Annotated in this window: 16 protein-coding genes; 11 read left to right on the plus strand and 5 right to left on the minus strand. The window is 43.1% G+C overall.

Annotated features, from left to right (window positions below; all coding sequences use genetic code 11):
* Positions 1-174: 174 nt before the first annotated feature.
* The 4 genes from ACTF6W_RS04485 to ACTF6W_RS04500 are packed head-to-tail and all read left to right on the plus strand — an operon-like array spanning position 175 to position 3,691.
* Positions 175-993: a uracil-DNA glycosylase gene (locus tag ACTF6W_RS04485; protein WP_438993348.1), complete on the plus strand. Its 819-nt coding sequence runs from the start codon at positions 175-177 to the stop codon at positions 991-993.
* Positions 986-2,770: a lytic transglycosylase domain-containing protein gene (locus ACTF6W_RS04490; RefSeq protein ID WP_438993349.1), complete on the plus strand. Its 1,785-nt coding sequence runs from the start codon at positions 986-988 to the stop codon at positions 2,768-2,770. The genes ACTF6W_RS04485 and ACTF6W_RS04490 overlap by 8 nt, the downstream gene beginning before the upstream one ends.
* 7 nt (positions 2,771-2,777) lie before the next feature.
* Positions 2,778-3,308: a molybdenum cofactor biosynthesis protein B gene (gene moaB, locus ACTF6W_RS04495; RefSeq protein ID WP_438993363.1), complete on the plus strand. Its 531-nt coding sequence runs from the start codon at positions 2,778-2,780 to the stop codon at positions 3,306-3,308.
* The gene (locus tag ACTF6W_RS04500) at positions 3,308-3,691 is read left to right on the plus strand and encodes a RidA family protein (protein ID WP_438993350.1); all 384 of its coding nucleotides are present in this window, start codon (positions 3,308-3,310) and stop codon (positions 3,689-3,691) included. The genes moaB and ACTF6W_RS04500 overlap by 1 nt, the downstream gene beginning before the upstream one ends.
* Before the next feature lie 114 nt (positions 3,692-3,805).
* Here ACTF6W_RS04500 and ACTF6W_RS04505 read toward each other — a convergent pair whose 3' ends face one another.
* Together ACTF6W_RS04505 and ACTF6W_RS04510 are read right to left on the minus strand one after the other, a co-directional pair.
* The gene (locus ACTF6W_RS04505; protein WP_438993351.1) at positions 3,806-4,105 is read right to left on the minus strand and encodes a GIY-YIG nuclease family protein; all 300 of its coding nucleotides are present in this window, start codon (positions 4,103-4,105) and stop codon (positions 3,806-3,808) included.
* Positions 4,106-4,126: 21 nt separating this feature from the next.
* Positions 4,127-5,272, minus strand: a complete 1,146-nt coding sequence (locus ACTF6W_RS04510) for an isoaspartyl peptidase/L-asparaginase (protein ID WP_438993352.1) — start codon at positions 5,270-5,272, stop codon at positions 4,127-4,129.
* A 150-nt stretch (positions 5,273-5,422) separates the two neighbouring features.
* Between ACTF6W_RS04510 and purB the strand changes: the two genes are divergently transcribed.
* Positions 5,423-6,718, plus strand: coding sequence for an adenylosuccinate lyase (gene purB / locus ACTF6W_RS04515; RefSeq protein ID WP_438993353.1), 1,296 nt, complete (start codon positions 5,423-5,425; stop codon positions 6,716-6,718).
* A 77-nt stretch (positions 6,719-6,795) separates the two neighbouring features.
* Here the strand turns inward: purB and ACTF6W_RS04520 are convergent, their stop codons facing one another.
* Complete coding sequence (locus tag ACTF6W_RS04520; RefSeq protein ID WP_438993354.1) at positions 6,796-7,119, minus strand: DUF1476 domain-containing protein; 324 nt, start codon at positions 7,117-7,119, stop codon at positions 6,796-6,798.
* Positions 7,120-7,328: 209 nt separating this feature from the next.
* Here ACTF6W_RS04520 and purC point away from each other — a divergent pair, with 209 nt between their 5' ends.
* Genes purC through grxD form a run of 6 tightly spaced genes read left to right on the plus strand, consistent with a single transcriptional unit; the run spans position 7,329 to position 11,904 of the window.
* Positions 7,329-8,072: a phosphoribosylaminoimidazolesuccinocarboxamide synthase gene (gene purC / locus ACTF6W_RS04525; protein WP_438993355.1), complete on the plus strand. Its 744-nt coding sequence runs from the start codon at positions 7,329-7,331 to the stop codon at positions 8,070-8,072.
* Positions 8,073-8,102: 30 nt separating this feature from the next.
* Entirely contained in the window at positions 8,103-8,342 is a 240-nt protein-coding gene (gene purS / locus ACTF6W_RS04530) for a phosphoribosylformylglycinamidine synthase subunit PurS (RefSeq protein WP_438993356.1), read from the plus strand.
* Positions 8,343-8,369: 27 nt separating this feature from the next.
* Positions 8,370-9,059: a phosphoribosylformylglycinamidine synthase subunit PurQ gene (gene purQ / locus ACTF6W_RS04535; RefSeq protein WP_438993357.1), complete on the plus strand. Its 690-nt coding sequence runs from the start codon at positions 8,370-8,372 to the stop codon at positions 9,057-9,059.
* Between the two features lie 10 nt (positions 9,060-9,069).
* Positions 9,070-11,292 (plus strand): phosphoribosylformylglycinamidine synthase subunit PurL, encoded by a 2,223-nt coding sequence (purL, locus tag ACTF6W_RS04540; RefSeq protein ID WP_438993358.1) that lies wholly within the window; start codon positions 9,070-9,072, stop codon positions 11,290-11,292.
* 11 nt (positions 11,293-11,303) lie between these two features.
* Positions 11,304-11,537: a BolA/IbaG family iron-sulfur metabolism protein gene (locus ACTF6W_RS04545; RefSeq protein WP_438993359.1), complete on the plus strand. Its 234-nt coding sequence runs from the start codon at positions 11,304-11,306 to the stop codon at positions 11,535-11,537.
* A gap of 34 nt (positions 11,538-11,571) precedes the next feature.
* Complete coding sequence (grxD, locus tag ACTF6W_RS04550) at positions 11,572-11,904, plus strand: Grx4 family monothiol glutaredoxin (RefSeq protein ID WP_438993360.1); 333 nt, start codon at positions 11,572-11,574, stop codon at positions 11,902-11,904.
* 51 nt (positions 11,905-11,955) lie between these two features.
* Here grxD and ACTF6W_RS04555 read toward each other — a convergent pair whose 3' ends face one another.
* Together ACTF6W_RS04555 and ACTF6W_RS04560 are read right to left on the minus strand one after the other, a co-directional pair.
* Complete coding sequence (locus ACTF6W_RS04555) at positions 11,956-12,822, minus strand: S1 family peptidase (RefSeq protein ID WP_438993361.1); 867 nt, start codon at positions 12,820-12,822, stop codon at positions 11,956-11,958.
* A 17-nt stretch (positions 12,823-12,839) separates the two neighbouring features.
* Positions 12,840-13,259, minus strand: coding sequence for a DUF350 domain-containing protein (locus ACTF6W_RS04560; protein ID WP_438993362.1), 420 nt, complete (start codon positions 13,257-13,259; stop codon positions 12,840-12,842).
* Positions 13,260-13,364: the final 105 nt, after the last annotated feature.

The following is a 13,364-nucleotide window of genomic DNA, read 5'->3' on the forward strand; positions in this document are numbered from 1 at the left end:
ATTTTCCATGGGATCGATTTATAAAAGCCGTTGATCTTAAAAAAGAAACACCTTCTAATAATTAATTATGTAAGCAATAAGCGCCATTGGGGGATAAAATGAAAATCTTAAAATTAACTATAACAATATTTCTTTTTAATTTGTCTGATATATAATAACCTTATGAATAGTGTAATGAAATCTGATGTCTCTTATACCCCAGCAGAATTGCTGAAAAGCTATATTGAATGGGGAGCCGATGAAACAATCTCAGAAGAACCAATTAATTGGTTTTCTAAAACAGATAATATACAAATAAAACAAAACTCTGCAGCCAAAACTTCAAGTAATACTTCATCAAAATCCAAACCAGTTTCACAAACACCCCTTGCCTCTCAACAAGAACATATTGATATGGCCAAAAAATTGGCTGCAAATTGTAAGAACTTAGATGAATTAAGCGCAGCGATTCTTGAATTTGAAGGATGTAGCCTTAAAAAAACGGCATCAAACACTGTTTTTTCCGATGGAAATGTTAAAAGCGACATTATGATCATCGGCGAAGCGCCTGGTGGTGATGAAGATCGCGTCGGCAAACCTTTCGTTGGCGAAGCAGGTCAATTGCTTGACCGCATGTTTGCCGCAATAGATATGAAGCGGGAAAATGATTTCTACATCGCTAATTTATTGCCGTGGCGACCACCAGGAAACCGCAAGCCGACAGATGGGGAATGTGAATTATGCTTTCCGTTCATTAAAAGACATATTGAATTATTTGAGCCAAAATTGATTATTTCTGTCGGTGGCACGTCAGCAAGCACCCTTCTCAATACAAAATCAGGCATTACTAAATTACGTGGCAAATGGCAGGAATATATTATGAGCGGCACAACCGTTCCTATAATCCCTATTTTTCATCCGGACTATTTGTTGCGCCAACCGCAATTTAAAAAGCAAACTTGGCATGACCTTCTGGCGATTAAAGCAAAAATCGGAGAGCTAAACATTGATTAAAAAACTTGTTCTTACCCTTTTATTTTTAAATTTCAGCTATGCTAATGCGCAAGTCAGTGACAGTATTGACCTTGAACCATTAAGCGCGGATGACGTTGAAGCGTATCAGAATGTGTTTTATGAACAAAATCGTGGAAATTGGAAACGTGCTGACCGCGAAATTAAAAAAATCGCCAACCCGATATTAATGGGGCATGTCTATTATCAACGATATATGCATGCGACAGCCTATATTTCAAAATTTTCCGAACTTAAAAACTGGATGGAAAATTATGGTGACTTGCCGGGTGCGCAGCGCATATATGACCTTGGCGTTCGTAAGAATAAAGGACGTCCCGGTGGCATGATGCGGCCAATGACTGGAAAATCATATGCCTTTCCAGCGGATAAGCCAACCCCACCATCACGTGCTGAGATTGAACGCGCACAAGCGGACAAAGAAAAACAACAAACCCCACAAACAGAAACCCAACGTCGTAAACGCCAAGAACGCCGCGATATTGCGGAACTTAACCGAAACATCAGCCGTTATTTAAGACAGCATAACGCCGCAAGAGCGGAAAAGCGCCTATGGGCATTCGTTGAGCGTGGTTTATTAACAGAACTTGAAATCGATACCCAATTATCCCGCATCGCTAATGAATATTATCTTACCAATTATGACGATAAAGCATTAGCCCTTGCGCAGATCGGGTCAAGATCACGTGAATTTGTTTCACAAAGCGATTGGATCGCAGGGCTTGCCGCATGGCGGCTTGGTGATTGCGCGGTTGCCGCAGAACATTTCCAACATGTTGCTAACTCATCTGTTGCCGGTGACTGGACCGCGGCCGCAGGCGCATATTGGGCCGCTCGCTCTTATCTTGCTTGCCGTCAACCAGATCAGGTTTCACCAATGCTTAAGAAAGCAGCAAGTTTCGACAAAACTTTTTACGGTATATTGGCCGCACGTCAGTTAGGCATAGATTCCAATTTTGATTGGTCTGTTCCTGATTTTACCGATGCGAATTACCGTGAAATTCGCGGCCTTTCTAGTGTTCACCGCGCAATTGCGCTGGCACAAGTTGGGGAAAATACACTCGCTGATCAGGAATTAAGCACCGCATGGGCGCAAACACGTGATAGTCAGCATCATTCCCTTCTTGGACTTGCAGCGCGACTTGGACTTGCGGCAACGCAGCTAAATATCGGCAGGATCGAAGAACAAAAACGCATCGCGTCACTGGATAGTTCACTTTACCCGGTTCCTTATATAACACCAGACGGCGGCTATACCCTCGACCGCGCCCTGCTTTTTGGTATGATCCGTCAAGAAAGTGCCTTTAACAGTTGGGCGAAAAGCGGCGTTGGTGCTCGTGGTTTAATGCAGCTTATGATGGGTGCCGCTGGTGATATGTCACAAAACCGTCGCCTTCAACGTATTAAGCTTGATGACCCTCGTTACAATATGTTCCTTGGTCAAAAATATATGAAAACCATGCTCGGCAAACAATTTGCCGACGGAAATCTGTTTAAATCTTTGACCGCTTATAATGCTGGCCCGGGCAACATGCAAAAATGGGTAAAAAGCACGAATTTCCGCGATGATCCGCTTTTATATATCGAAAGCATCCCTGCCCGTGAAACACGCATCTATATTGAACGCGTTTTATCCAACATGTGGATTTACCGTATGCGTATGGGACAGGACATCCCGACACTTGACGCCGTGGCGTCAGGGAGCTGGCCGATTTATCAAGGTCAAGACAACATCCAAACAGCCCAAAATAATAATTAAAGAAATAATCATGGCCATTGATGAAACCAAAGAATTCCTGCCTGTTAATATTGCAATTCTAACCCTTTCCGACACGCGTACATTTGAAAACGATAAATCGGGTCGAGTGCTTGTTGATAAATTAACGGATGCTGGACATAACCTGATCGACCGCGCAATTATTAAAGATGATAAAGACGACCTGCGCGCGCAGTTATCTGAATGGGTTGAAAATGACGATGTTCAGGTGATTATCGCAACGGGCGGCACTGGGCTTACGGGGCGCGATATCACACCGGAGATTTTTCACGAATTTTATGAAAAAGAAATCGAAGGATTCGGTGAATATTTTAGGTATATCAGTATGAAGCTAATCGGCACATCCACCATCCAAAGCCGCGCAACGGGTGGTGTTGCAAATGGTACCTATATGTTTGCCGTTCCAGGCTCACCTGGTGCATGTAAAGACGCGTGGAACCATATTTTCTCAGAACAGCTCGATATTCGTTTCAAACCCTGCAATTTCGTAGAAATGATGCCCAGATTAAAAGAGAAATAATGAAAACACGATCATTAGAATCTAATAAGGCACCAAGCGCCGATGGCGGTTATTCGCAAGCCTTTGAAGTAAGCGGTGCAACCCGTACGCTTTATATCAGTGGGCAAATTCCCGTTGATAAAAATGAATATGTACCATCCGACTTTTCTGATCAGGCGCGCCTCGTTTGGCAAAACATCATTCATCAATTGGAAGCCGCCGATATGTCGCTTGATAATATCGTGAAACACACAACATATCTGGCATCCCGTGAATACCGCGATGACAATAGCCGTATTCGTCAGGAAATTTTAAGGCAAAGAAAACCCGCGCTCACCGTGGTAATCGCGGGTATTTATGATGAAGCATGGTTTCTTGAGGTCGACGTAATCGCCTCTGATTAACTCTGCCGTCACTCGCCGACTTGATCGGCGAGGCTAGTGAACTTCAAAATTGCGTAAGAAAAATTAATTTCAATGATTAATGGATCCGCCGATCAAGTCGGCGAATGACAATTTCTATTTTACAATTTCATCGTATAAATCAATCCATAATGGATTTTTTTCTTCGAATAATTCCATTTTCCATTTGCGCTGATAACGTTTTAGGGCCTTTTCCCTTTTAATGGCATTCTTGGCTGAAGAATGTATTTCGAACCAAACCAGATTAATTACATCATGTTTTTTTGTAAAACCTTCTACAACATGATTTTTATGTTCCCATACTCTTCTAACTATATTATTGGTCATACCCATATACAGTGCTCCATTACGGCCACTCGTTAGTATATAAGTATAATATTGCAACCTATCCCCCAAAACCTTTAAATCACAAAACGTTTAATCATTCATATAAATGCTATCCATTAATTCATGGCGTGGGCCGTTATCATCACAAACTGCAAAGAAACGCCCTTCACCGCCGCGCATTGCGACACCAGCGTACTGGCTTTTCTTATCAAGCACATAGAATTGCAGATTAAATCTAATCTCGCCCTTTTCATTCATATAACGCTCATTACCCACGCAGAAATCTTTCACACGGTTAAGGGCGTACATGCCCGCATCTTTCGGATGCATTCCGTCACGCATTTTTTCAACGATTAAAAACGAACAAAGATGATAAAGGTTCATTTCACCAAGTCCGGTTGAACCCGCGGCACCAATATCATTATCCACATAAAGACCCGCACCAAGGATCGGGCTATCTCCCACGCGGCCCGGCACTTTAAACCCGCGACCAGATGTTGTTGTGTTTCCGCAAATTTCGCCTTTATGGTTGATCGCGTTGGTGTTAATGGTGCCGTGAATATGTTCAATATCAATACGGCCCTCATGCGCCATTTGATAAGTAACATCTAATCCTTTTTTCTCAATAAAATCGAGATCAAGTTCAGCGAATGTGCGATTATCGCCTTCTTCCTCAACACGTTTTTTCCATTCTAAATACCTGTTAAATGATGTCGCACTATTAAGATCTCCTTCGATCTTATGACCGTGTTCACGGGCGAAATCCGTTGCCCCTTGTCCCGCAAGTAAATGATGGTTTGTTTTCATCATCACATCTTTTGCGACCCATGATGGTGTTCTAACCCCTTGGATATAGGCAACACCTCCAGCGCGTTTTAAAGGTCCGTGCATACAGCACGCATCAAGCGTCACATCACCATTGGCGTCCGGCAAGCCGCCATATCCGACCGAGGTATCTTCTTCTGAAATTTCAGGAAGGTTATTACAGTGGATTGTTGCATCTAAAACATCGTCCCCTGCCGTAATCATGCGGTATGCGATTTGAACACCGGTTTCACCATCTTCATTTTTTAAACGGTTACCATTATGCGCCCCAACCACAAGCGGCTTATAACTGCTCATAATCGATGGTGCTTGTGCTTTCGCTGTGCTCGCTACTGCACCAACCGCCGCAACCGTTGCCGCCGCGCCAAGTAATTCTCTTCTATTCATATTTCTGTTTGATTTTTCTGGCATTTTATTTCCTCCCAGGGTTATTTTGATGAAAACAGAATGGCCTATTCATTTTCAGCTGTCAAATGAACATTAAACCTTGCCCCCGTTAGGAATCCCTGCTACTTCCTTTTTCATAAATTCAATCTTATTTTAGTTATCGGGAAAGACACTATGATTCCACGTTATGCACGCGAAGTAATGACCTCCATTTGGGAGCCACAATCACGTTTTCAAATTTGGTTTGAAATTGAAGCACATGCCTGTGATGCTCTTGCTGAATTGGGTGTTATCCCAAAAGAAAGCGCGAAGACCATTTGGGAAAAAGGTAACTTCGACATTGACCGCATCGATGAGATTGAAAAAGAAGTAAAGCATGACGTAATCGCGTTTCTGACATCACTTGCAGAATATATCGGCCCCGAAGCCCGTTTCGTTCATCAAGGCATGACCTCATCAGATGTGCTTGATACATGTTTAAGTGTTCAACTTGTAAAAGCGGCAGACATATTGATTGATGACGTTGAAAAATTATTGGTGGTTTTAAAACGTCGCGCTATGGAACATAAAATGGATGTTTGTATCGGGCGATCCCACGGTATTCATGCGGAACCAGTAACATTCGGGCTAAAAATGGCAGAAGCATACGCCGAATTTGACCGTAACCTTGCCCGCCTTAAAATGGCCCGCGAAGAAATCGCCACATGTGCGATCTCAGGCGCGGTTGGAACGTTTGCCAATATTAACCCTTATGTTGAAGAACATGTGGCAAAGGCTCTTGGTTTAACCGCCGAACCCGTTTCAACACAAGTGATCCCACGTGACCGTCACGCCATGTTCTTTTGTGTACTTGGCGTTGTCGCAAGTTCAATTGAACGCCTCGCCGTTGAAGTACGTCACTTACAACGCACCGAAGTATTAGAAGCCGAAGAGTTCTTTTCAAAAGGACAAAAGGGTTCAAGCGCAATGCCCCATAAACGTAACCCTATCCTGACCGAAAACTTGACGGGTCTTGCGCGTCTTGTGCGCGGTATGGCGCTGCCGGCAATGGAAAATGTTGCCCTTTGGCATGAGCGTGATATTTCACATTCATCGGTTGAACGTATGATCGGTCCTGACGCGACAGTGACCCTTGATTTCGCGCTGGCGCGTTTAACGGGCGTGATGGATAAACTGGTTGTTTATCCTGAAAACATGCAAGCCAACATGGATAAGCTTGGCGGCCTTCATAATTCGCAACGTGTGCTACTTGCCCTTACCCAAGCGGGCGTTAGCCGCGAAGACAGTTACCGCCTCGTGCAACGTAATGCCATGAAGGTATGGGAACAAGGCGCCAATTTCGCCGAAGAACTTAAAGCCGACCCAGAAGTCAGCGCAAAACTATCCGACGAAGAAATCGATGACAAATTCGACATGGGCTATCACACCAAACATGTTGATACGATCTTCAAGCGCGTTTTTGGTGAATAGATACTAATTTTATAACTACAAAAAAACGCCCTCAAATGAATGAGAGCGGTTTTTTTAATTCTAAAACCTCTAAAGTTTTAAACTTCTGATTTAATTTGCGCTAGCGCGGTTACAAATAGTTCTTCCATTTGTTTGCGAATTTGGTGTTCTGATTGTTCGACTTCGGCTGTTTCAAAATCACCGGCGATTTTGCGGTATACGTCTTCGTCGCCTGCTTCTTCGAAATCACTTTCAATGACTTGTGCCGCATATGCGTCGATTGCTTCGCCTTCCATGCCCATAAGTCCAGCGGCCCATTGACCGAGAAGTTTATTGCGGCGCGCGGTTGCTTTAAATTCTAATTCTTTATCGATGGAAAATTTATTTTCCGCTGCTTTTTTACGATCATCGAACTGTGACATCGATTTTTGCTCCTTAAGATAGCCAAATATTTTATAAACACATCATGCCTATTTACGGCATTTTGTCTGTGATTTCCATGTTTTTTATATAATCTTTTAAAATTTATTTTAAAGGGGGTTTTGCCGCCCTTTTTAGCTTTCATAAAAGCTTCAATTAAGATAGATTGTCTTCGCTTGATTCTCAGAATATTTAAAGCTTAGGGACGATTATGTCAGACAAAGAAATGCTCTATGAAGGCAAGGCCAAAATTCTCTATAAAGGGCCAAAGCCAAACACCATCATTCAATATTTTAAAGACGACGCCACCGCGTTTAATAATGTAAAAAAAGGCACCATTGCCGGCAAAGGTATCATTAACAATAAAATTACCGAACTTGTTATGATCCGCTTGGCACAGCTTGGTATACCGACACATTTCCTTGAACGCATGTCGGACCGTGAACAGCTCTGTCACGAAGTTGAAATTATTCCGCTTGAGGTGATCGCGAGAAATACTGTCGCAGGCAGCATGGCCAAAACATTCGGCATCGAAGAAGGATTAAGACTTCGTCGCCCGATCATCGAATTTTCATTAAAAGATGATGACTTAGGGGATCCGCTCATTCCGGAAAATCATATTCTTGCGCTTGAAATCTGTGACCAGGAAGAATTGATTGAAATGATGGACATGACCGCAAAAATCAATGATTTCCTTCGTGGAATCTTCGCCGGCATCGGGCTTGAGCTGATTGATTTTAAATTAGAGTTCGGACGTCTATCAGATGGTGATGAAGGACATTTCCTTGTGCTTGCTGATGAATTTAGCCCGGACAATTGCCGTCTTTGGGATTTTGAGACAGGCGAAAAAATGGATAAAGACCGCTTCCGCCGCGATCTCGGTGGTGAAGTTGAGGCATATCAGGAAGTGGCGCGCCGCCTTGGTATCTCTCTTGAAGTAGAAGACGAAGAATAAACAATTTAATTTATTGAAAAGGAATTTGCTGTGAAAGCACGCGTTCATATTACCCTTAAAAATGGTGTTCTTGACCCACAAGGTAAAGCTATTCAACACGCACTCGGCTCACTCGGATTTGATGGTGTTGATGATGTACGCCAAGGAAAATATATCGAACTTGACCTAAGCACTACCGATAAAGCGGCTGCAGAGGCAAATGTTGAAGAGATGTGCAAGAAGCTTCTCGCAAATATGGTAATTGAGAATTATTCGATAGAAATTGAATAATTAAATCCCAAAACAAGGATTTTTAAAATGAAATCAGCCGTTGTTACCTTCCCTGCTTCCAATTGCAATCGGGACATGTTTGATGCGCTCGAAAAAATTACTGGCCAGAGACCCCATGAAATTTGGCACCAAGACACAGATGTTCCCAATGTTGATTTAATCGCCCTTCCAGGCGGTTTTTCTTTTGGTGACTACCTTCGTTGTGGCGCCATGGCGGCAAGGTCACCCGCTATCAAAGCGGTCGCGGCGCATGCGGAACGCGGCGGCAATGTGATTGGCGTCTGTAATGGTTTTCAGGTACTCACTGAAATGGGGCTTCTTCCTGGTGCATTGATGCGTAACCGATCCCTTAAGTTCGTTTGTAAAACGGTTCAGTTAAAAGTTGAAAATGAAAATAGCACATTTACGAATGCCTACAATCAAGGACAGGTGATTAATATTCCGGTCGCCCATCATGATGGCAACTATTTCGCGGACGATGAAACACTGGCCCGCATTGAAGATAACGGTCAAGTGGCATTTAGATATGTCAATCATAGCGCTGAAGCGACAAAAGACGCCAACCCCAATGGGTCCCAAAATAACATCGCAGGTATTATGAATGAACAAGGCAATATTCTTGGTATGATGCCTCACCCAGAAAGATTAATCGAAGATGCGCAAGGCGGCACGGATGGTCGTGGCTTTTTTGACAGCATCATCAATTCATTAAATTAAGGTTTTAAGAATGACTGAAATTATTTGGGAAAATAACCCTGAGATTACCGAAGATTTAGTGAAAGAACACGGTCTATCGGAAGACGAACACCAGTTGATGATTAAAATTCTTGGTCGCACGCCAACTCTAACGGAACTCGGTATCTTTTCCGTTATGTGGAGCGAGCATTGTTCCTATAAATCATCAAAACTACATTTAAAAACCTTACCAACCAAAGCACCATGGGTTATTCATGGCCCCGGCGAAAATGCCGGCGTGATTGATATTGGTGATAATCAAGCGGCTATCTTCAAAATGGAAAGCCATAATCATCCATCCTATATCGAACCATACCAAGGTGCAGCCACGGGCGTTGGTGGTATTTTACGTGATGTGTTCACGATGGGGGCAAGACCGATTGCCAATATGAATGCCTTAAGGTTCGGATCCCCTGAGCACCACAAAACACGTCATTTATTAAGTGGTGTTGTTGAAGGAATCGGCGGATACGGTAACTGTGTTGGTGTGCCGACCGTTGGTGGCGAAACCAATTTCCATCCGTCATATGACGGCAATATTTTGGTCAATGCCATGGCCGTTGGCCTTGCGGATCAAGATAAAATTTTCTTATCAGCCGCCGCGGGTGTTGGAAACCCCGTAATTTATGTGGGATCAAAAACAGGACGTGACGGTATCCACGGTGCGACAATGGCATCTGCCGAATTCACAGAAGACAGTGAAGAAAAGCGCCCAACCGTTCAAGTGGGTGATCCATTCACAGAAAAACTACTTATCGAAGCCTGTATTGAATTGATGTCAACGGATATGGTAGTTGCCATTCAGGATATGGGCGCAGCGGGCCTAACATCATCATCAGTTGAGATGGCATCTGGTGGCGGAGTTGGTTTTACCATTAACCTTGATGAAGTCCCACAGCGCGAAGAAGGTATGACTCCATATGAAATGATGCTTTCCGAAAGTCAGGAACGCATGCTTGTGGTTTTAAAACCGGACCGCGTTGAAGAAGCGAAAAAGATTTTCGTAAAATGGGATCTTGATTTTGCTGTGATTGGTGAGATTACAGACACAGGGAACCTGACGTTAAACTGGCAAGGTAAAACAGTCGCGGACATCCCGACACAACCCCTCGCCGATAATTCACCGGAATATGATCGCCCTTGGGTTAAAACGGTAGCGCCAGATACAATTGACCCAGCAAGTGTTGCTGCACCAAGTGATCTAGGTGAAGCGCTTCTTAAAATGGTCGGTAGTGCCAATATGTCTTCACGTGCCTGGATATGGGAACAGTATGACCATCAAGTGATGGCGGATACAATTCAGCTTCCGGGTGGTGATGCGGCCGTTGTTCGTGTTCATGATACGGATAAAGCATTAGCCATTTCCACTGACTGTACACCACGTTATGTTTATGCCGACCCGTTTGAAGGCGGCAAACAAGCAGTTGCGGAAACATGGCGAAATGTCACAGCCGTTGGTGCAACACCGATGGCGATAACAGATTGCTTGAATTTCGGTAATCCGGAACGTCCAGATATTATGGGGCAATTCGTTGGTGCCATTGATGGCTTACGCGAAGCTTGCACAGTGCTTGATTATCCTGTCATTAGCGGCAACGTATCGCTTTATAACGAAACAAATGGAACGGGCATTCATCCAACACCTGCCATTGGCGGTGTCGGCCTTTTAAAAGATAGCAGCAAGATGGTTACGATCGCACCTAAGAATGACGGTGATATTTTGGTACTTGTTGGTGAAACAAAAGGCCATATCGGATGTACACAATATTTAGATATCATCGAAGGCCGTGAAGAAGGCGCACCGCCACCTGTTGATCTTGAAATTGAAAAGAGAAACGGTGATTTCGTCCGCGCACAAATTCAAAATGGTTCGGTGACAGCCTGTCATGATATTTCTGATGGCGGTTTATTTATTGCCCTCGCTGAAATGGCAATGGCATCCGGCAAAGGAATGGAAATCGCCTTAAATAATGGTGATGTGCCACTTCATGCATATGGCTTTGGTGAAGATCAAGCCAGATACATCATTAGTTTGCCTGCTGATAAACTAGGTGAAATCAATAGTGCCGCTGACAAAGCTGGTGTAATTATTGAAACAATCGGTGTTATGCAGGGAAATAGCCTTGATATTAAAGATGCAATGACTATATCAGTAGAAGAACTGCTTGGTGCGCATGACGCGTGGATGCCAAGCTATATGTCAACAGAGAGCTAAGGAGAGTTGAAATGGCATTAACGGCGCCAGAAATTAAAGAAATGATTCTGGAAATTCTCCCTGAGGCAGAAGTTCAGGTTCAAGACATGCGCGGTGACGGAAGCCAATTCGCCGCCCATGTGGTATCAAAAGAATTTATTGGCAAAAACAGGGTTCAGCAACATCAAATGGTTTATAAAGCCATGAAAGGCAAGGTTGGCGCAGAACTGCATGCATTATCGCTACAGACATCGGCCCCAGAATAACAACCTATAGATCAGATATATCAGGAATAAACAAATGACAAATCCAGTACATGACCGCATTAAAAATGACATCTATAATAATGACATCGTGCTTTACATGAAAGGCGACGCCATGTTCCCACAATGCGGTTTTTCCGCAACTGTTGTGGAAATTCTAAATTATTTCAATGTCAAATATGAAACACATAACGTTCTTCAGGACGAAAGCCTTCGTGAAGGGATTAAAGAATACAGCGAATGGCCAACAATTCCCCAACTTTATGTTAAAGGTGAATTTCTTGGTGGTTGTGATATTGTTCGTGAAATGGCCGCAAATGGCGAATTAGTTGCCCATTTTGAATCTGTTGGTATTGAACCAAAAGCATAATATCAAAATTTGAATATTTTTTTAAAAGGCGCTCTATTTAGAGCGCCTTTTTTAATTTGTACGGCAAATTACTTGCGCAACACTTAAATTACTACGAAGCTCATCACCCAGCCTTGAAAAATCCGCTTCGTTTAATTTTGCAACATCAACATTAAGGTTATTACTATTTATTTTAACATAATTTTGATCAAGCAATTGGTTTATGGTTCTTGGTAATGATGAAAATGAACGCCCTCTCCTGACTGAACCCGCAACATGAATACCAACGACTTCGCCATTATCATTTAAAATAGGCCCACCACTAATACCACCCAAGCTTTCATTGCTATTTGGAACTCTTATTTTTTCGGCCCACACCAAAACAGGCTCTTTATTTTTGCGAATACCAGTTGTTTTAATCGTTCGCCTACCGATTAGATTTGAATAAACGTCACCAGGCTCACCGCGAGGAAATCCAAAATGAAACCCTTCCTGATTATATTCTGGTACTTCATAATTAACGGGAAAGGCATCATAACCACCTTCCGTCTGTAAAATTGCTACATCTGCGCGACTGTGCTCTGATACGGCCTCAACCTTTAAGGCGCGGCGATGCGGCCTCAATAACATGAGTTGGTTACAACCGTGTGTGACGTGCCGTGCGGTCACCCATAAACCACGGTCATCAATTGAAAAGGCAGTACCTGTGAATTGTGAACGTCCAGATTTTACTTCATCTTCTATTTCAATAATAGGATCACGTGATGAAGGTGGCTCTAGCCTTCCTTCTCCTTCTGCTTTCATATCTGGTAATGGGGGCAATGGCGCCGGCTGACCCGGTCTAACGGCAACTTTTGGGTATTTTGCATCAGGATCTTTCGATGCTTCGCCGATATAAATGACAATAGCCAAAAAAAGAAATGATAAAAATCCGCGCATTTTTAGAAAAATTCCTTTTACATTTTATCTGAAATTGCTGCGGCGTTAAGCAGTGCGATTGATATTTTTCCGGCGAATAAAAGCAATGCAGCCCCTATTTCATCGCGTTCAATGCGCCCTTTTAAATCATCAATAACAAGGTTAGCAAAAAAGAACGAGAGAATTTGCACTACCAATATGACCACACCCCAAATGAAAATATCCCATAAACTGACACTTCCTTTTAAACATTCCGCAAGCGGTATTGCTAAACCAAGAATGGCAGCGGCTAAAGATATCGCCGCCGATTTATTGCCTTGGCGGACTAATTCCAATTCATGATATGGGGTTATTTTCTCATAAATAATGATGCTCACACCCAACATAATTAACGTTAAGCCAAAATGTGAAATAAAATATGGAAAGCCAATTATTAATGTATCGAGTACTGCGTCCATGGTACCTCCTTAATTTTTATTTATCTTATCTTATTAGTCCTCGTTGGCAATCAAAAACCACGCTTGATCATGTTTCTATCGCATGCTAGGCTTTCATCATCAAAA

Source organism: Pseudemcibacter sp., from assembly GCF_965661635.1.
Classification (GTDB): domain Bacteria; phylum Pseudomonadota; class Alphaproteobacteria; order Sphingomonadales; family Emcibacteraceae; genus Pseudemcibacter.

Excerpts from the sequence above, each read along its gene's own strand:
- ACTF6W_RS04485 (WP_438993348.1), top strand. The coding sequence starts at position 175 with ATGAAATCTGATGTCTCTTATACCCCAGCAGAATTGCTGAAAAGCTAT.
- ACTF6W_RS04500 (WP_438993350.1), top strand. The coding sequence starts at position 3,308 with ATGAAAACACGATCATTAGAATCTAATAAGGCACCAAGCGCCGATGGC.
- ACTF6W_RS04510 (WP_438993352.1), bottom strand. The coding sequence starts at position 5,272 with ATGCCAGAAAAATCAAACAGAAATATGAATAGAAGAGAATTACTTGGC.
- purB (WP_438993353.1), top strand. The coding sequence starts at position 5,423 with ATGATTCCACGTTATGCACGCGAAGTAATGACCTCCATTTGGGAGCCA.
- ACTF6W_RS04520 (WP_438993354.1), bottom strand. The coding sequence starts at position 7,119 with ATGTCACAGTTCGATGATCGTAAAAAAGCAGCGGAAAATAAATTTTCC.
- purC (WP_438993355.1), top strand. The coding sequence starts at position 7,329 with ATGTCAGACAAAGAAATGCTCTATGAAGGCAAGGCCAAAATTCTCTAT.
- purQ (WP_438993357.1), top strand. The coding sequence starts at position 8,370 with ATGAAATCAGCCGTTGTTACCTTCCCTGCTTCCAATTGCAATCGGGAC.
- purL (WP_438993358.1), top strand. The coding sequence starts at position 9,070 with ATGACTGAAATTATTTGGGAAAATAACCCTGAGATTACCGAAGATTTA.
- ACTF6W_RS04545 (WP_438993359.1), top strand. The coding sequence starts at position 11,304 with ATGGCATTAACGGCGCCAGAAATTAAAGAAATGATTCTGGAAATTCTC.
- grxD (WP_438993360.1), top strand. The coding sequence starts at position 11,572 with ATGACAAATCCAGTACATGACCGCATTAAAAATGACATCTATAATAAT.
- ACTF6W_RS04555 (WP_438993361.1), bottom strand. The coding sequence starts at position 12,822 with ATGCGCGGATTTTTATCATTTCTTTTTTTGGCTATTGTCATTTATATC.
- ACTF6W_RS04560 (WP_438993362.1), bottom strand. The coding sequence starts at position 13,259 with ATGGACGCAGTACTCGATACATTAATAATTGGCTTTCCATATTTTATT.